Consider the following 17,093-nt stretch of genomic DNA (forward strand, 5'->3'; position numbering starts at 1 on the left):
TCAGCGCCTCATACACAGGCCGGATATATGGCAGCAACCTGTACCTGCATCGATGAACGGAGCCTTGCAAGCCGGGAGGAGACCATATAGGGGTTTACAGCGCCTCCCCGCAGGCTTGCCGCCGGAAAAAGCTTCGAGCGACAGTCCACAGCAGATCAAGAAAAATCATCAGGAGAGTGCAATGAGTGAGCAACCGATCGGCGTGGTAGGCGCCGGCACCATGGGGCAGGGCATCGCCCAGGTGCTGGTGCAGAGCGACTTTGCCGTGCAGCTCTACGACGTGGCCGACGAGCAGCTGGAGCGCGCCCGCGGCAGCATCGACAAGGGGTTGGGCAAGCTGGTGGCCAAGGAGAGGCTCTCGGAGACCGACAAGGACGCCGCCATGGCGCGCCTGGCCACCTCCACCGCCCTGGACGCCCTGCGCGACTGCGAGGTGATCATCGAGGCCGCCCCCGAGCAGCCGGCGCTCAAGGAGAAGCTGTTCCGCGACCTGAGCCGGCTGACCCACGACGCGATACTGGCCTCCAACACCTCGTCGCTGTCGCTGACCCGGCTCGCCGCGGTATGCGAGCGCCCGGAGCGGGTGGTGGGCATGCACTTCTTCAACCCGGTGCCGGTCCTCAGGCTCGTCGAGGTGATCCGCGCCGAGCAGACCAGCGACGCCACCGTGGCGCGCATCGAGGCGCTCACCGAGGCGCTGGGCAAGACCGCCGTGGCCATCGCCGACTCTCCGGGCTTCGCGGTCAACCGCCTGCTGGTGCCGATGATCAACGAGGCGGCCTTCCTGCTCCAGGAGGGCGTGGCCAGCGCCGCGGACATCGACGAAGCCATGAAGCTGGGCGCCGCCCACCCCCTGGGCCCGCTGGCCCTGGCCGACCTGATCGGCCTGGACGTCTGCCTCTCCATCATGGAGGTACTGCAGGAGGGCTTCGGCGATCCCAAGTACCGCCCCTGCCCGCTGCTCCGCCGCATGGTCGCCGCCGGCTATCTGGGCCGGAAATCGGGCCGCGGCTTCCACGTCTACGAATAGCCAGATCCACCGAGATGACCATCGCGAGGTGAGCCATGTTCAAGGCAATCTTGATCGAGAAGCAGGACGGCGAGCAGCGGGTCGGCCTCCAGACCCTGGAGGAGTCGCAGCTGCCGGAAGGCGACGTCACCGTACGCGTCGAGTGCAGCACCCTCAACTACAAGGATGCCCTGGCCATCACCGGCAAGGGACCGGTGGTCAGGCAGTTCCCCATGGTGCCGGGGATCGACCTGGCGGGGATGGTGGAGGCCTCGAGCTCCGACGAGTTCCAGCCGGGCGACAGCGTGCTGCTGAACGGCTGGGGCGTGGGGGAAACGCACTGGGGCGGGCTGGCCGAGAAGGCTCGCCTCAAGGGCGATTGGCTGATTCCGCTGCCTTCGGCCTTCACCGCCCGCCAGGCCATGGCCATCGGCACCGCCGGCTACACGGCGATGCTCGCCGTGATGGCACTGGAGCGCCAGGGGGTCCTGCCGGACCAGGGGGACGTGCTGGTGACCGGCGCCAACGGCGGCGTGGGCAGCTACTCGATCGCGCTGCTGTCGCGGCTGGGCTATCGCATCATCGCCGCCACGGGGCGCCCCGAGGAGGAAACCTACCTTCGGGAGCTGGGGGCCGAGGAGATCATCGATCGCGGCGAGCTCTCGGAGCCGGGCCGGCCGCTGGCCAAGGAGCGCTGGGGCGGCGCCATCGACTCGGTGGGCAGCCACACCCTGGCCAACGTGCTGGCGGCGACCCGCTATGGCGGCACCGTGGCGGCCTGTGGGCTCGCCCAGGGCATGGACCTGCCCACAAGCGTCGCGCCCTTCATCCTGCGCGGCGTCACCCTGGCCGGTATCGACAGCGTCATGAAGCCCCGCCCGGCGCGGCTCGAGGCGTGGCGCCGGCTGGGCGAGCTGCTCGACCCCGCCCAGCTGGACGCCATCACCCGGACCATCGGCCTCGATGAGGCCATCGCCACGGCCGACGAGCTGCTCGCGGGGCGTGTGCGCGGCCGGGTCGTCGTCAGCATGGCCTGAGCCTGCCCCGACAGACCAAGCCCGACAAAAGAGGGGATTGCCGCCCAACCTAGCGTTCGCTAGGGTTGGGCGGTCTTACTTTCGAACAACAAGCCAAGGAGCCTCACCATGAGCGAGAACCTGATCGACGTCGTCGACAACGCCGGCGTCGTGCGCCTGACCATCAGCCGCCCCAAGGCGCTGAATGCCCTTAACAGCGACGTGCTGGCCGAGCTGGAGCGCGTGCTGTCCGACCTCGAGGCCCGCGACGACCTGCGCGCCGTGCTGATCACCGGCGCCGGCGAGAAGTCCTTCGTCGCCGGCGCCGACATCGCCGAGATGCGCGGCAAGACCCCGGAGGAGGCCCGCGACTTCGCTCGCCAGGCGCTGGCCACCTTCAAGCGCCTGGAGACCCTGCCGGTGCCTACCGTGGCCTTGGTCAACGGCTTCTGCCTGGGCGGCGGCTGCGAGCTGGCCCTGGCCTGCGACTGGGCGGTGGCCAGCGACAACGCCATCTTCGGCCAGCCCGAGGTGCTGCTGGGCGTCATTCCCGGCTTCGGCGGCACCCAGCGCCTGCCGCGCCGGGTCGGCCCGGCCATGGCGCTGGACCTGTGCACCACCGGCCGCAAGATCGACGCGAGCGAAGCCCTGCGCATCGGCCTGGTCAACCGCGTGATGCCCCAGGCCGAGCTCGAGGCCTATGCCGAGGAACTTACCAAGCAGCTCGGCGGCAACGGCCCCCAGTCGGTGCGCGCCGCCAAGCAGGCGATCCACGACGGCATGGATCAGGACCTGGACAGCGCCCTGGCCCTGGAGAATGCGCTGTTCGCCTTCTGCTTCGCCGGCGACGAGCAGACCGAGGGCATGAGCGCCTTCGTCGAGAAGCGTAAGCCGAACTTCTGATTCGGCCTGCCTGACGTCGAACCGCAGCGCGGCCGTGGCACGAGTGCCACGGCCGTGCTGTTTCTGCGCTATGGATCGGGAGCAGGCCCGGTGATCAGGCCAGTTGATCAGGCCCGGTGATCAAGAGAGATGATGCACCTCCTGCCGGCCGTAGACCGGGGTGGGGATGCCCTCCATGCGGGCCTTGAGCTGCAGCGAGAGGTACTGGGAGTAGTGGCGGGACTGGTGCAGGTTGCCGCCGTGGAACCACAGCGCCTCCTGCTGGGTGGGTTTCCACATGTTGCGCAGTTCGCCCTCCCAGGGCCCCGGGTCCTTGGGGGTGTCAGAACCCAGGCCCCAGCACTTGCCGACCTTGTCAGCCACCTCCTGGGAGATGATGCGGGCCGCCCAGCCGTTCATGGAGCCGTAGCCGGTGGCGTAGACGATCAGGTCCGCGGGAAGCTCCGAGCCGTCGGTGAGGGTCACCGAGCGAGGGTTGATCCGCTCGATGCCGACGCCGCTGCGCAGCTTGATCTCGCCGCTGGCGACCAGGTCGCAGGCGCCCACGTCGATGTAGTAGCCGGAGCCCCGGCGCAGGTATTTCAGGAACAGCCCCGAGTCGTCGGCCCCGAAGTCCAGCAGGAAGCCGGCATCCTCCAGCCGCTGGTAGAACTCGGCGTCCCGCTCGCGGATCTCGTCGAACGCGGGCTTCTGGAAATCGGGCAGCACCTTGTAGGGGATCGAGGCGAAGATCAGGTCGGCCTTGTCGTGGGTGATGCCGCTGCGCACGGCCTCCTCGGAGTAGAGCGGGCCGAGCACCACCTCCATCAGCGAGTCGGACTTGACGATATGGGTCGAGGAGCGCTGCAGCATGGTGACGTCGGCATCGTTCTCCCACAGCGCCGCGCAGATGTCATGGGCAGAGTTGTTGGAGCCCACCACGACCACCTTCTTGCCGCGATAGGCGTCCGGCCCCGGGTGCTGGCTGGAGTGCTGCTGCTCGCCCTCGAAGCTCTCGGCGCCCGGGAAGTGGGGAACGCTGGGCATCCCCGACATGCCGGTGGCCAGCACCAGCTGCTGCGGCCGCAGCGTGACCCGCTCGCCGTCGCGGTTGACCTCGACGATCCACTCGCCGGCGGCCTCGTCGAAGCGGGCGCTCTGGCACTCGGTGGCGCCCCAGTAGTTGAGTTCCATCACGCGGGTATACATCTCCAGCCAGTCGCCGAGCTTGTCCTTGGGGGCGAACACCGGCCAGTTCTCGGGGAAGGGGATGTAGGGCAGGTGGTCGTACCACACCGGGTCGTGCAGGCACAGCGACTTGTAGCGGTTGCGCCAGGAGTCGCCGGGGCGCGGGTTCTTCTCCACCACGATGGTGGGCACGTCCAGCTGGCGCAGGCGCGCGGCGAGCGCGATGCCGCCCTGGCCGCCGCCGATGATCACGCAGTAGGGCTGGCGCGTGTAGCCGAGCTCCTGCTGCTCGCGCTGGCGGCCCTCCAGCCAGGTCTCGCGAGACTTGCTGGCGCCGTGCTGGGCCCCCGTGGGGCGCCTGTCGCCGCGCGGTTCGGGGTGCTCCTTGAGTTCCTGCATGGTGGTCAGCAGCGTCCAGCACTTGCCGTCCTTCAGGCGCACCAGGCCCTTGCCGCGCGCCACCCCCGTCTCGAAGGTGAACCAGGCCTCGGTCACGCCGTTGGCCTCGCTGGCCTCGCCGTCGATCTGCCAGCGGGTCGGACGGGTCTCGGCCAGGGTGGCATCGAGCATGGACTGGATCTCGTCCTGGCCCTCCAGCGTCTTGAGGTTCCAGGTGAAGGCCACGAGGTCGCGCCAGTAGCACTCCTCGCCGAACAGGGACAGGACCCGCTGGATATCGCGCTGCTCGAGGGCGCTCTCGAAGTCGCCCAGCCACTGCTGGACGTCCTGGGTCGGCGTGCGTGTCGTCATCGGGAGTCTCCGGTTGTTGTTGGTGGATGACACGCCCTTCCCTTGGCAGGAACCGTGCCAGAAGCATCGCCGGCTGCCGGGTCTTTTTCAGCTTGTTGAAATGCATGGGAAATTGTCGCGGGTGGGCGCCAGGGGCCACGCTCGAGCCAGACGCCGGGAGGGGCGGGACGTGACAGCTGTCACCTGTACGGGGTGGCGCTGGCGTTACACCTGTAACGCCTCGACCAAGGGTGAAGGTCGAACCGATTGACTCCCGCGCGATGCGGCATAGGCTGAGAGCTGGCCTGCTGCACAAGGGCAGCCACACAACAACAATCCATGGCCCCGTCGCCACTCCTCTGGACGAAGCGGGGCAATCGGGAGGCGGCCATGACGCTTCGTACCGAACAGCGCCAGCATATCGAGACCCTGATTCGCCTCAGCGAGGGCCGGGATGCTCCCCTGGCCGGCTGTCGCGAGGTGATCCGCCGTTCCTGGCAGCGCTGCGTGGGAGAGTACCGGCTCGACCCCGGCCAGCCCCGGGAGGTGCGGGTCCTGACCCGCCAGGCGCTGCAGGAGCACCGCGAACCGGTGGATGAACTGCTCCACGTGGCCCGTGCCGGGGTGGACCAGCTCTACGCCCAGGTCGCCCGGCTGGGCTATGTGCTGCTGCTCACCGACCATCGCGGCATCACCGTGGACTTCCGCGGCCAGCGCGAGCATGACCGCGCCCTGCGCAAGGCCGGCCTGTATCTCGGCGCCGACTGGGACGAGCGCTATGCCGGGACCTGCGCGGTGGGCACCTGCATCCACGATACCCGGGCGATCACCTGTCACCAGAACGAGCACTTCGATGCCACCCATATCGGCCTGACCTGCACGGCGGCACCGATCACCGACCCCCAGGGCGAGGTGATCGCGGTGCTGGACATCTCCGCCCTGCAGTCGCCGCGCTCCCAGGAGAGCCAGAACTTCGGGCTCTCGCTGGTCAACCTCTACGCCCGGATGATCGAGGACGCCTACTTCCTGCATCGCTACCGCGACAGCCTGATTCTGCGCTACGACACCGCCCGGGAGTTCGTCCACCTCAACGGGCGCGGGCTGATCGCCATCGAGGAGGACGGCAGCATCATCGCCGCCAACGGCAACGGGCGGGCCCTGATCGAGGCGCACCTGGCCCGCTGGCCCGCCTGGTCGCCCCAGCGCCTGCCCACGGCTCCCCAGCTCTTCGACGGCGACCTGGGCGAGCTGCTGGGGATCCTCGCCACCGGCGAGGACCAGATCCGCGCCTTCCGGGTCCGCGCCAGCGGCATCACCTGCTTCGTCACCCTGGTCGAGCCCAGGCACCGACACCTGCCGGCAACCACGGCGAACGCCTGTGCGGAGGCGGTGCCGGCCCTGGACGGCCTGGCCGCCGATGACCCCGCCATGAACCGCGTCCTCAAGCTGGCGCGCCGCCTGCGCAACGAGGAGGTGAGCGTGCTGGTGACCGGCGAGACCGGCACCGGCAAGGAGGTGCTGGCCCGCGCCCTTCACGACAGCGGCAGGCGGGCGGGGAAGCCCTTCGTGGCGGTGAACTGCGCCGCCATTCCCGAGGCGCTGGTCGAGAGCGAGCTCTTCGGCTACCTGCCCGGGGCCTTCACCGGGGGGCGTCCCAGGGGCATGCGCGGCCTCATCCAGCAGGCCGACGGCGGGACCCTGTTCCTCGACGAGATCGGCGACATGCCGCTGGCCCTGCAGAGCCGCCTGCTGCGGGTGCTGGCGGAGCGCGAGGTGATGCCGCTGGGCGCCGACTCGCCGGTGAAGGTCGACATCCGGTTGATCACCGCCACCCATCGCGACATGACACAGATGATCGCCGAGGGGCGTTTCCGCGAGGACCTCTACTACCGCCTTAACGGCGCACAGTTGCGGCTCCCGGCGCTGCGCGAGCGGGCCGACCGGCACTTCGTGATCCGCAGCGTCTACGAGGGGCTGCTGGCGGAGCGGGACGAGGCCCGCTTCCTGCGCGCCGACGCCATGAGCGCGCTGCTGGGCCATGCCTGGCCGGGCAACATCCGCCAGCTCAGGAATGCCCTGAGCTTCGCCCTGGCGACGGCGGAAGGCGACGAGATCACCGTGCATGACCTCCCGGAGGAGTGCCAGGGGGCCACCCTCGCGGCGCCATCGTTCAAGGCCGTGACGTTCGACGGCGCCGTGGCCGATGAGGGCCGTGCCCTGCACGACCTGCTCGACGAGGCGCGCTGGAACGTCAGCCTGGTGGCGCGGCGACTCGGCGTCTCGCGGCCCACGGTCTACCGGCGGATGCGGCGCCATGGGCTGGTGGCTCCCAACCACCGGGCAGGCGGCTGAGCGCTCGCCGTCGACCCGTCAGCGGCGCCGCGTCAGTCTTTCGCCAGGCCGCGGCGCCTCAGGCGCAGCAGGCCGGTGGCCACGGCGGTGCCGGCCAGGGTGATCGCCATGCCGGCCAGGACCTGCAGGCTCAGCCGCTCGTCCAGCAGCAGGTAGCCCCACAGCAGGGCGCTGACCGGCACCAGGAAGGTCACCGTGGAGGTGGCGGTAGCGCCGGCGCTGGCGATCAGCCCGAAGTAGAGCAGGAAGGCCAGGGTGGTGCTGAGCACCGCGAGCGCCAGGCCGTTGGCCCAGGCCAGGCCGCTGATCGGCTCGGCGGGCCACAGGAGAAGCCCCGGCACCAGCAGCACCAGCGCCGACATGGCCGAGCTGCCCGCCGCCAGCACCCGCACCGGCAGGTGGGCGAGGTGCATCCGGGCGTAGTTGCTGGCTACCCCGTAGCAGAAGGTGGCCCCCAGCACGGCGAGGATGAACCAGCCGTCGCCGCCCAGGGCGAAGTCCAGCCGGTCTGCCGAGAGCACGTAGACCCCGAAGAACGCCAGGGCCAGCCCCAGGTACTGCTCCCGCCTCACCGGCGTGGCGAAGAACAGCGCCCCGAGCAGGGCGGTGAAGATCGGCGTGGTGGCATTGATCAGCGAGGTGAAGCCGGCCTCCAGCCGTGTGGTGGCCAGCGCCAGCAGCGAGAAGGGCAGCACGTGGTTGATCACGCCCAGCACGAAGAGCCCGCCCTTGTTGGCCCACACCAGCTTCAGGTAGTGCAGGCTGAGCAGCAGCGGCACCAGCAGCAGCGCGCCGATGCCCATGCGCACCAGGATCAGCGGCACGGGCCCGAACTCGGGCACCGCCACGCGCATGAAGATGAATGACAGGCCCCACAGCGAGGAGAGCAGCATCAGGCGCAGGGTATCGGCGGGTGACATTCCGGTTCCTTGGATGGCGACATCGTTCGCGGGGAAACGATCAGGTTACGGCGGCCCGGGGGCGATGGGAAGGGTGCGATGGGAAGTGGGGCGATGGGAAGTGGGGCGATGGGACGTGGGGCAGCGGGCCGAGCGATCCGCAACCAGCGCGGCCGTGGCAGGCCTGCCACGGCCGCGCTGTATTCACTCCCCGGCGAGCGGGGAGGGTCACCGGACGCCGTTCAGGCGGCGTCGCCTTTCTTCAGCGACTGCATGTCGATGACAAAGCGGTAGCGCACGTCGCCCTTCTGCATGCGCTCGAAGGCGGTGTTGATCTCCTGGATGTCGATCATCTCCACGTCGCAGGTGATGCCCTGCTCGGCGCACAGGTCGAGCAGCTCCTGGGTCTCGGGGATGCCGCCGATCAGCGAGCCGGCCAGCACGCGGCGCTTGAAGATCAGGTTGAAGCCCGCCACCGGCGGCTCGATGGGGTCCATCAGGCCCACCAGGATGTGGGTGCCGTCGTAGCGCAGCGTGGCCAGGTAGGGGTTGAGGTCGTGCTGCACCGGCACGGTGTCGAGCATGAAGTCGAAGGTCTCGGCCACGGCCGCCATCTGCGCCTCGTCGGTGGAGACGACCACATGGTCGGCGCCGTGGCGCCGGGCCTCCTCGACCTTGGCCTCGGAGCGGGTGAACACCGTCACCTCGGCGCCCAGTGCCTTGGCCAGCTTGACCCCCATGTGGCCGAGGCCGCCCATGCCGATCACCCCGACCTTGTGGCCGGCCTTCACGCCGTAGTGCCGCAGCGGCGAATAGGTGGTGATGCCGGCGCACAGGATGGGCGCGGCGGAGGCGAGGTCGATGCCTTCCGGCATGCGCAGCACGAAGTGCTCGCTGACCACGATGCGGTCGGAGTAGCCGCCCTGGGTGAGGCTGCCGTCGTGGCGGTCGTCGCTGCCGTAGGTCATGGTGAAGCCGTTATCGCAGTACTGCTCGACCCCGTCGCGGCAGGGCTGGCAGTCGCGGCAGGCGTCGACCATGCAGCCGACCCCCACCAGGTCGCCCTCCTTGAAGCGGCTCACCGCGTCGCCGACGGCAATGACGCGGCCGACGATCTCGTGGCCGGGCACGATGGGGTAGCGAGTCATGCCCCAGTCGTTGTGGGCGAAGTGCAGGTCGCTATGGCAGACGCCGCAGTAGAGGATCTCGATGGCGACGTCGTCAGGGCGCGGCTGGCGGCGTTCGAAGGAGAAGGGTGCCAGGGGCTGGTCGTCGGCGAAGGCCGCATAGGCGCGGGTCTGGCTCATGTCGGGGATTCTCCTCGGGTCTTCGGATTCGGTGACGCCTGGCGCGAAGCGGCGCGGCGTCACCTGGCAAACAGCGGGCCCATGTCCTTGCACCCCTTGAACTCCGGGGCGTTACCGCAGGGGGCGCCCAGGAACATGGTGGCCTGCTCGCACCCCTGACCCTGGAAACGCACACAGGGTTCAATCACGAACTCGCTGCCGCGCTCGCGCAGCCGCTCGGCCGGCGCCTCCCACTCGGACCGTCCTTGATGTCCGTCATGGTGAAATCGAGGCCACCTGCTATAGCTGAAGGGCACCCTTACCTACCCGCGCCAGGAGTCCGCCATGCCCGCCATGATGAAAGCCGCCATCTTCGTCGAACCCGGCCGCATCGAGATCGACGACCGCCCGATCCCCGACATCGGCCCCAACGACGCCCTGATCCGGGTCACCACCACCACCATTTGCGGCACCGATGTGCATATCCTCAAGGGCGAGTATCCGGTGGAGAAGGGCCTCATCGTGGGCCACGAGCCGGTGGGGGTGATCGAGAAGCTCGGCGCCAACGTGCAGGGCTACCGGGAGGGGCAGCGGGTGATCGCCGGCGCCATCTGCCCGAGCTTCACCTCCTACGCCTGCCAGGACGGCTGCAGCGCCCAGGACGGCGGGCACCACGCCCACGGCTACAAGCCCATGGGCGGCTGGCGCTTCGGCAACACCATCGATGGCGCCCAGGCCGAGTACCTGCGGGTACCGGACGCCCAGGCCAACCTCTCGCCGGTGCCCGACGGCCTCACCGACGACCAGGTGCTGATGTGCCCGGACATCATGTCCACCGGCTTCGCCGGGGCCGAGTCGGCCAACATCAGGATCGGCGACAGCGTGGCGGTGTTCGCCCAGGGCCCCATCGGCCTGTGCGCCACTGCCGGCGCGCGGCTGCGCGGCGCGGGGCTGATCATCGCCGTGGATGGCGTCGACGAGCGCCTCGCGATGGCGAAGAAGATGGGCGCCGACGTGACCCTCAACTTCCGCCAAGTGGACGTGGTGGCCGAGATTCTCAAGCTCACCGGCGGGCGCGGCGTGGATGCCTCCATCGAGGCGCTGGGCCTGCAGCAGACCTTCGAGCAGGCGCTGCGGGTGATCAAGCCCGGCGGCACCCTGTCGAGCCTCGGGGTCTACTCCGAGAGCCTGACCATTCCGCTGGACGCCTTCTGCGCCGGCCTCGGCGACCACCGCATCGTCACCTCGCTCTGCCCCGGCGGCAAGGAGCGCATGCGCCGGCTGATGCAGATCATCGACAGCGGCCGCCTGGACCTCGGTCCGATGGTCACCCACCGCTACCCGCTGGAGAAGATCGTCGACGCCTACGACCTCTTCTCCCACCAGCGCGACGGCGTGCTCAAGATCGCCCTTGAAGTCTCCTGAGTCCTTGTGATGGCGGGAGTTCTGGTACACTCCCGCCATCATCGAGGTAGACGGAGACACGATGGAAACGGAACTCAGCGAGTTCGAGCGGCAGATGCGCCGCGAGATCAATACCTTCATGGACAACGACCAGGCTACCCGGCGCAAGGCGGCGACCACGCCCCCCGAATGGCCCAGTGAACCTGGCATCGAGGCCACGCCCAAGGCGCCGCGCAGCAAGCCGGGCGGCGCACCCAGGACCGGTCACCGGGTGAAGCTGGCGGTGCGCACCAAGCACCTCGAGGCGGACACCGTCTTCGAGCATGTCTCCTCCAGCATCTCCAAGATCGAGGCCCAGCTGGAAGCCGAGAAGGCCGCCCGCAAGGCCGGCTATCCCATCATCGGCTACGTGATCGAGACCACCCGGCTGTAATCCCCCCGCGGCTGGGCTAGGCTTGGGGCATTTCTCGTCCTGCCCCAGGAGCCGCCCATGCGGATCACCCAGCTCACTATCTACCCGGTCAAGTCGCTGGGCGGCATCGCGCTGAATGAGGCCGAGTTGACCGCCGAGGGACTGGCCCATGATCGCCGCTGGATGGTGGTCGACGATATCGGTCGCTTCGTTACCCAGCGTCAGCTGCCGGCCATGGCAAGCGTTCGCGTGGGCCTCGCGCCCGATGCCCTGGTGCTCACGCACCCCGAGGCGTCGCCGCTGCGGGTGCCGCTGGAGCCGGGAGAGCTCTCCCGCCTCCCGGTCTACGTCTGGGAGGACCGCTGCGACGCCCTGGACGAGGGCGCCGAGGCCCGCGAGTGGCTGGGGGCCGTGCTGGGCGACCTGCGCGGCAGCGGCCTGCGTCTGGTGCGCTTCGCCCCCGACTACCGTCGCCCGGTGGAACCGCACTACCTCGCGCCCGGCGAGCAGGCCCACACCGGCTTCGCCGACGGCTACCCGCTGCTGGTGGTGAGCGAGGGGTCGCTGGCCGAGGTCAACCGGCGCCTGGCCGCCAAGGGCCTTGACCCGGTGCCTATGAGCCGCTTCCGGCCCAGCCTCGTGGTCGATGACGCCACCCCCTTCGCCGAGGATGGCTGGAACACCCTGGCTGCGGCCGATGGCGCCTGGCGCCTGGGGCTGCGCAAGCATTGCCAGCGCTGCAAGATCACCACCGTGGACCAGCAGAGCGGCGAGATCGCCGTGCCCGGCGAACCGCTGCGCACCCTGGTGGAGATGAACACCCGCTTGGCCCCGGGGGGCTACTTCGGCCAGAACGCCATCGTGCTGGCGGGGGAGGGGGCGCGCCTTGCCGTCGGCGATGCCCTGGTGGCTGGCCCAGCGGCATCGTCCTGAGTAGCCTTCATTCCTGGAACGATTTTCCACATACTCCCTGCTGGGCTATGATGGCGGGCCCCATTCGTCCCCCATCAGGAGCCCACCATGAGCTTTCACGTCTACCTCTCCGGCGAGATCCACACCGACTGGCGCGACGAGATCCGGCGCGGTGCCGAAGCGGCCGGTCTCGACGTGGTGTTCACCGCCCCGGTGACCGACCACGCCGCCAGCGATGCCGCCGGCGACCATCTCGGCGAGACCCCCAGCCCGTTCTGGCGCGACCACCAGTCCTCCAAGGTCAACGCCATCCGCACCCGCACCCTGATCGAGCAGAGCGACCTGGTGGTGGTGCGCTTCGGCGACAAGTACAAGCAGTGGAACGCCGCCTTCGACGCCGGCTACTGCGCCGCCCTGGGCAAGCCCTACGTGACCCTCCACGACGCCGAGATCGTCCACCCGCTCAAGGAGGTCGACGCCGAGGCCCAGGCCTGGTGCACCACCACCGACCAGGTGGTCGAGATCCTGCGCTACGTGCTCAAGGCCTGATTGAGCGGCCGGCCCCCTTCCATGGCGCTTGCTGGCGGTAAAGTTTTACAGACTTTTTAGCTGGTCTCGTGATTCCATCGGCGGATACTGCCTCGGAACGGCATGCCGGGGCAGGTCACTGAGCCGATGGGATGGGCATGGGCATGGCCGCAGCGGAGACGACGCGTCGATGGGGGGGCAGCCGGGTGCAGGGCTGGGCACCGGTGCTCAAGGTGATGTCGGTGCTGTGGCTGGTCCTGGCGCTGTTCATGGCGATACCGTGGGTGGTCCTGCTGATCGAGCAGGAGCCCGACGCCCGGGCGTTCGGCCTGTCGATGCTCATCGTGCTGGGCGCCGTGGCGCTGACCTGGCTGGCGACCCTGAGGGTCAGGATCGAGCTCAAGCCCTGGCAAATGTTCGTGCTCACCACCCTCAGCTGGGTCTCGATCAGCGGCTTTGCGAGCCTGCCCCTGGTGCTCGGGGCGCCGCAGCTCTCCTTCACCAATGCGGTGTTCGAGTCGGTCTCCGCGATCACCACCACCGGCTCGACGGTGCTGGTCGGTATCGAATCGCTCTCCGATGGCCTCAAGCTGTGGCGCGGCATCATGCAGTGGCTGGGCGGCATTGGCATCATCGTGATGGGCATGGCCATCCTGCCGTTCCTCAAGGTGGGGGGCATGCGCCTCTTCCACACGGAATCCTCGGACTGGTCGGACAAGGTGATGCCGCGCACCGGCGGCATCGCCAAGGCAACCCTGGGGATCTATTGCGGCTTCACCTTCACGGCGATGCTCGCCTACTGGCTGGGTGGGATGGCGCCGCTGGATGCCGTGGTACACGCCATGACCTCGCTGGCCACCGGCGGCTTCGCCAACTCCGACGCCTCCTTCGGTGCCTACGCCGGCCAGCCCCACCTGCTGTGGATGGCGAGCCTGTTCATGCTGGCCGGTGCCCTGCCGTTCGTGCTCTACATCCGCCTGCTGCGCGGTTCGCGCGGCTCGCTGTGGCGCGACCAGCAGGTCCAGGGGCTGCTGCTGCTGCTACTGGTCGTGATCCTGTTCCTCACCGGGTGGCGCATGTGGAAGGGCACGCCGCCCTTCGAGGCGCTGACCCACGTCACCTTCAACGTGGTCTCGGTGGTGACCACCACCGGCTATGCCTCGGATGACTACACGACCTGGGGCGCGCTCGCCGTCGTCGCCTTCTTCTACCTGACCTTCGTGGGAGGCTGCAGCGGCTCCACCAGCGGCGGCATGAAGATCTTCCGCTTCCAGGTGGCCACGATCCTGCTGCGCAACCAGCTCCGTTACCTGATCCATGCCAGCGGGGTCTTCGCCTCACGCTACAATAACCAGCCGCTGACCGACGATATCACCCGTGGCGTGGTGGCCTTCTCGTTCTTCTTCTTCCTGACCATTGCCGGCCTGGCCCTGGGCCTTTCGATGATGGGGCTGGATATCGTGACGGCGCTCTCGGGGGCGGCCACGGCGGTGGCCAACGTCGGCCCCGGGCTCGGCGACACCATCGGCCCGGCCGGCAACTTCGTGTCGCTGCCGGACGCGGCTAAGTGGCTGCTGTGCGTCGGCATGCTGCTGGGGCGTCTCGAGATCCTTACCGTGCTGGTGTTGCTGACGCCGATGTTCTGGCGGCAGTAGGCCGCCAGCTGACCTGACCCGAGGAGGGCCGAATGAGCATGACACCCGAAGGGCAAGGCCATGCGCTGCCGTCGCGATCCGCCCGCCTGCTGGTGGCGCTCAGCGGCGGCAGCGAGGATGCGAGCCTGGTGCGTGCCGCCCACCGCCTGGCGGAGCGCGATGGCGTTCGCTGGCGGGCCATCCACGTGGACACCGGCCGCGACGATGCCGAGCGGCGGCTGGTACTAGAGCGCGATTTCGCCATGGTGCAGCGCCTGGGCGGCGAGACGCGCGTGCTGCAGGGCCAGGATCGCGCCTCGGAGCTGCTCGACCATGCCCGTGAGCACCACGTGGCCACGCTGCTGGTGGGCTGCTCGCGCCCCTCCGGCTGGCGGGTGTGGCGCCGCACCCTGGCAGAGCAGCTGCTGCGCCGTGGGGGTACCTTCGACCTGGTGGTGGTGGCCGAGGCCCGCAAGCGGCCGCGCTTTCGCCCGCGTCGGCGGCAGCTGTCCCTGCGCCTGCACGAACCGCTGGTCGCGCTGGCGAGCACGCTGGCGGCCCTGGTGGCGGCCTGGGGGCTCGACTTCTGGCTGGACCTGGCCAACCTCTCCCTGGTGTTCCTTGCCGCCGTGCTGGCCAGCGCGGCCCTGGCCGGGACCCGCGCGGCGATGCTCAGCGCCGTGCTCGGCTTCCTGGCCTTCAACTTCTTCTTTACCCAGCCACGCTTCTCCCTGGCGATGGTCGAGCACAGCCAGTTGCTCACCGTGGTCTTCTTCCTGCTGGTGGCCCTGGTGGTGGGGCAGCAGGCCGGCAGTGGGCGTCGCCGGCTGCTGGCCCTGCGCGCTAGCCGCGAGCAGACCCATCGCCTGCTGAGTTTCTCCCGGGCCCTGGCGGCGGCTACCGATCGCGCCCAGGTCACCGATATCGGCCTCTCAGCGCTCGAGCGCTGGCTGAGGGTGCCGGCCGTGTTGCTCGAGCGCGATGCAACCCAGCCGGGCCTGGTGGTGCGCGAGGCGGTGCCGCCCGGTTCGACGCCCGACGCCGGTGCGCTCTCGGCGGCCACCTGGAGCTGGCAGCACCGCCGCCCGAGCGGGCATGGCACCGGGGATCTCGCCGACCAGCGCTGGCGCCTGCTGCCGCTGGTGGAGCATGACACCGTGCTGGGCGTGCTCGGGCTGGAGCTCGCCGTGCGCGACGCCGCCATAGGCCCCGACCACGAGGCGCTGATCGATGCCGTGGTCAGCCAGCTCGCCATGGCGCTGGAGCGGACCCGCCTGGTCAGCGAGCTGGGGGAGGCGCGCCTCTCGGAGGAGAACGAGCGGCTGCGCTCGGCCCTGCTGTCGTCGGTGTCCCATGACCTGCGCACTCCGCTGGCCTCGATCATCGGCTCGGCCAGCTCGCTGCGCGACCTGGAGGCCCAGCTCGGCGAAGCGGATCGCCGCGAACTGCTCGATGGCATTCTCAGCGAGAGCGAACGGCTGAACCGCTATATCCAGAACCTGCTGGACATGACCCGGCTGGGGCAGGGGGACATGAAGATCGAACGGGACTGGGTCTCCCTCGACGACCTGGCGGCGTCGGCGCTCAAGCGGCTCGGCCCCTCGCTGTCCGGCCTGACGGTGGAGCGCGACTGGCCCGACGACCTGCCGCTGCTGTACGTGCATCCGGCGCTGATCGAGCAGGCGCTGGTCAACGTCATCGACAACGCGGTGCGCTTCTCGCCCGAGGGCGGGACGCTGCGGCTGGAGGGCCGGTGGCGGGAGACGGAGCACCGCCTCGATATCCGGGTAACGGACCAGGGGCCGGGGATCCCGCCGGGCCTGCGCGAGACGGTGTTCGACATGTTCACCACCGGCGGCGACGGCGACCGCAGCCGCTACGGCAGCGGGCTCGGCCTGGCCATCTGCCGCGGCATGCTGGGCGCCCACGGCGGGACCATCGCCGCCGAGCCCGGCCCCCACGGGGAGGGCACGACCATCGTGATGCAACTGCCGCTACCCGAGGAGAGCCCCCATGGCGAATGAGCCGCGCAGGGTGCTGGTGGTGGACGACGAGCCGCAGATCCGCCGCTTCCTGCGGATCAGCCTGGCCTCCCAGGGCTTCCTGGTGAGCGAGGCGGCGACCGCTGGCGAGGGCCTGAGGAGGGCGCTGGAGGAGGCGCCGGACCTGGTGCTGCTCGACCTGGGCCTGCCGGACCTGGATGGCCAGCGCGTCCTCGAGACCCTGCGGGCCCGCAGCGCGGTGCCGGTCATCGTGGTTTCCGTGCGCGAGCAGGAGGGCGAGAAGGTCCGGGCGCTGGACAGCGGCGCCAGCGACTACGTCACCAAGCCGTTCGGCATCCAGGAGCTGCTGGCCCGGGTGCGCTCGCTGCTTCGCCGCCCGCTGCCTAACGCCAGCGGCCTGGCCAGGTTGCGCTACCGTTGCGGCGAGCTGCTGATCGACCTGGAGGCCCGGCGGGTTACCCTGCGCGATGAGCCCGTGCACCTCACCCCCAAGGAGTACGCGGTGCTGGAGCGCCTGGCGCACCAGGCGGGCAGGGTGGTCACCCAGACCCAGCTGCTGCGCGACGTCTGGGGGCCCAGCCACGCGGACGACACCCACTACCTGCGCATCGTGGTCAGCAAGCTGCGCCACAAGCTGGGCGACGACCCCCAGGCGCCCGAGCTGCTGCAGACCGAGGCGGGTGTCGGCTATCGGCTGCTGGCGGAACCCGAGCCCCGAGCGGATACACGCGAGGAGATCGTGCCATGAAGATCATCATTCTCGGCGCCGGCCAGGTCGGCGGCACCCTGGCCGAGCACCTGGCCCGCGAGGAGAACGACATCACGGTGGTGGACACCGA

15 protein-coding genes are annotated in these 17,093 nt (G+C 69.4%); 12 read left to right on the forward strand and 3 right to left on the reverse strand.

The genetic code is table 11. The features are described from left to right. The first annotated feature begins 181 nt into the window (after positions 1-181). The 3 genes from BDK63_RS17360 to BDK63_RS17370 all read left to right on the forward strand — a co-directional run bounded on the left by BDK63_RS17360 (position 182) and on the right by BDK63_RS17370 (position 2,928). Positions 182-1,030, forward strand: a complete 849-nt coding sequence (locus BDK63_RS17360; protein WP_183334284.1) for a 3-hydroxybutyryl-CoA dehydrogenase — start codon at positions 182-184, stop codon at positions 1,028-1,030. A 35-nt stretch (positions 1,031-1,065) separates the two neighbouring features. Continuing rightward, positions 1,066-2,046: an acrylyl-CoA reductase (NADPH) gene (gene acuI / locus BDK63_RS17365; RefSeq protein WP_183334286.1), complete on the forward strand. Its 981-nt coding sequence runs from the start codon at positions 1,066-1,068 to the stop codon at positions 2,044-2,046. 108 nt (positions 2,047-2,154) lie between these two features. Continuing rightward, positions 2,155-2,928 (forward strand): enoyl-CoA hydratase-related protein, encoded by a 774-nt coding sequence (locus tag BDK63_RS17370; RefSeq protein ID WP_183334288.1) that lies wholly within the window; start codon positions 2,155-2,157, stop codon positions 2,926-2,928. A gap of 120 nt (positions 2,929-3,048) precedes the next feature. On the opposite strand, the gene BDK63_RS17375 is transcribed toward BDK63_RS17370, so the two are convergent. After that, positions 3,049-4,845, reverse strand: a complete 1,797-nt coding sequence (locus BDK63_RS17375; protein WP_183334290.1) for an NAD(P)/FAD-dependent oxidoreductase — start codon at positions 4,843-4,845, stop codon at positions 3,049-3,051. 369 nt (positions 4,846-5,214) lie between these two features. Between BDK63_RS17375 and BDK63_RS17380 the strand changes: the two genes are divergently transcribed. Then, positions 5,215-7,176: a sigma-54-dependent Fis family transcriptional regulator gene (locus BDK63_RS17380; protein WP_183334292.1), complete on the forward strand. Its 1,962-nt coding sequence runs from the start codon at positions 5,215-5,217 to the stop codon at positions 7,174-7,176. 32 nt (positions 7,177-7,208) lie between these two features. On the opposite strand, the gene BDK63_RS17385 is transcribed toward BDK63_RS17380, so the two are convergent. Continuing rightward, entirely contained in the window at positions 7,209-8,096 is an 888-nt protein-coding gene (locus tag BDK63_RS17385; protein WP_183334294.1) for a DMT family transporter, read from the reverse strand. Positions 8,097-8,317: 221 nt separating this feature from the next. Continuing rightward, entirely contained in the window at positions 8,318-9,382 is a 1,065-nt protein-coding gene (locus tag BDK63_RS17390) for an NAD(P)-dependent alcohol dehydrogenase (protein ID WP_183334296.1), read from the reverse strand. Between the two features lie 324 nt (positions 9,383-9,706). Here BDK63_RS17390 and BDK63_RS17395 point away from each other — a divergent pair, with 324 nt between their 5' ends. The 8 genes from BDK63_RS17395 to BDK63_RS17430 all read left to right on the forward strand — a co-directional run. Further along, entirely contained in the window at positions 9,707-10,786 is a 1,080-nt protein-coding gene (locus BDK63_RS17395; RefSeq protein WP_183334298.1) for an NAD(P)-dependent alcohol dehydrogenase, read from the forward strand. Positions 10,787-10,847: 61 nt separating this feature from the next. Then, the gene (locus BDK63_RS17400; RefSeq protein WP_183334300.1) at positions 10,848-11,198 is read left to right on the forward strand and encodes a hypothetical protein; all 351 of its coding nucleotides are present in this window, start codon (positions 10,848-10,850) and stop codon (positions 11,196-11,198) included. A 57-nt stretch (positions 11,199-11,255) separates the two neighbouring features. Beyond that, the gene (locus tag BDK63_RS17405; RefSeq protein WP_183334302.1) at positions 11,256-12,110 is read left to right on the forward strand and encodes an MOSC domain-containing protein; all 855 of its coding nucleotides are present in this window, start codon (positions 11,256-11,258) and stop codon (positions 12,108-12,110) included. An 87-nt stretch (positions 12,111-12,197) separates the two neighbouring features. After that, complete coding sequence (locus BDK63_RS17410; protein ID WP_183334304.1) at positions 12,198-12,638, forward strand: YtoQ family protein; 441 nt, start codon at positions 12,198-12,200, stop codon at positions 12,636-12,638. A 143-nt stretch (positions 12,639-12,781) separates the two neighbouring features. Then, a complete protein-coding gene (gene trkI / locus BDK63_RS17415) occupies positions 12,782-14,272 on the forward strand; it encodes a Trk system potassium transporter TrkI (protein WP_183334306.1) in 1,491 nt (496 codons plus the stop codon). Between the two features lie 32 nt (positions 14,273-14,304). Then, positions 14,305-16,275 carry an ATP-binding protein gene (locus BDK63_RS18585; RefSeq protein WP_183334308.1) on the forward strand — a complete coding sequence of 657 codons (1,971 nt, stop codon included), beginning with the start codon at positions 14,305-14,307 and terminating at the stop codon, positions 16,273-16,275. Next, positions 16,265-17,002 carry a response regulator gene (locus BDK63_RS17425; protein WP_183334310.1) on the forward strand — a complete coding sequence of 246 codons (738 nt, stop codon included), beginning with the start codon at positions 16,265-16,267 and terminating at the stop codon, positions 17,000-17,002. Before BDK63_RS18585 ends, BDK63_RS17425 begins: the two co-directional genes overlap by 11 nt. Continuing rightward, positions 16,999-17,093 (forward strand): NAD-binding protein (locus tag BDK63_RS17430; RefSeq protein WP_183334312.1); only part of this gene is annotated, 95 nt, incomplete at its 3' end. The genes BDK63_RS17425 and BDK63_RS17430, both read left to right, overlap by 4 nt.

The organism is Halomonas campaniensis, assembly GCF_014193375.1.
Taxonomy (GTDB): Bacteria; Pseudomonadota; Gammaproteobacteria; order Pseudomonadales; family Halomonadaceae; genus Halomonas; species Halomonas campaniensis.

Bases quoted from the DNA above. Each gene is read 5' to 3' on its own strand.
- BDK63_RS17360 (WP_183334284.1), top strand. From the start codon at position 182: ATGAGTGAGCAACCGATCGGCGTGGTAGGCGCCGGCACCATGGGGCAG.
- acuI (WP_183334286.1), top strand. From the start codon at position 1,066: ATGTTCAAGGCAATCTTGATCGAGAAGCAGGACGGCGAGCAGCGGGTC.
- BDK63_RS17370 (WP_183334288.1), top strand. From the start codon at position 2,155: ATGAGCGAGAACCTGATCGACGTCGTCGACAACGCCGGCGTCGTGCGC.
- BDK63_RS17375 (WP_183334290.1), bottom strand. From the start codon at position 4,845: ATGACGACACGCACGCCGACCCAGGACGTCCAGCAGTGGCTGGGCGAC.
- BDK63_RS17380 (WP_183334292.1), top strand. From the start codon at position 5,215: ATGACGCTTCGTACCGAACAGCGCCAGCATATCGAGACCCTGATTCGC.
- BDK63_RS17385 (WP_183334294.1), bottom strand. From the start codon at position 8,096: ATGTCACCCGCCGATACCCTGCGCCTGATGCTGCTCTCCTCGCTGTGG.
- BDK63_RS17390 (WP_183334296.1), bottom strand. From the start codon at position 9,382: ATGAGCCAGACCCGCGCCTATGCGGCCTTCGCCGACGACCAGCCCCTG.
- BDK63_RS17395 (WP_183334298.1), top strand. From the start codon at position 9,707: ATGCCCGCCATGATGAAAGCCGCCATCTTCGTCGAACCCGGCCGCATC.
- BDK63_RS17400 (WP_183334300.1), top strand. From the start codon at position 10,848: ATGGAAACGGAACTCAGCGAGTTCGAGCGGCAGATGCGCCGCGAGATC.
- BDK63_RS17405 (WP_183334302.1), top strand. From the start codon at position 11,256: ATGCGGATCACCCAGCTCACTATCTACCCGGTCAAGTCGCTGGGCGGC.
- BDK63_RS17410 (WP_183334304.1), top strand. From the start codon at position 12,198: ATGAGCTTTCACGTCTACCTCTCCGGCGAGATCCACACCGACTGGCGC.
- trkI (WP_183334306.1), top strand. From the start codon at position 12,782: ATGGCCGCAGCGGAGACGACGCGTCGATGGGGGGGCAGCCGGGTGCAG.
- BDK63_RS18585 (WP_183334308.1), top strand. From the start codon at position 14,305: ATGAGCATGACACCCGAAGGGCAAGGCCATGCGCTGCCGTCGCGATCC.
- BDK63_RS17425 (WP_183334310.1), top strand. From the start codon at position 16,265: ATGGCGAATGAGCCGCGCAGGGTGCTGGTGGTGGACGACGAGCCGCAG.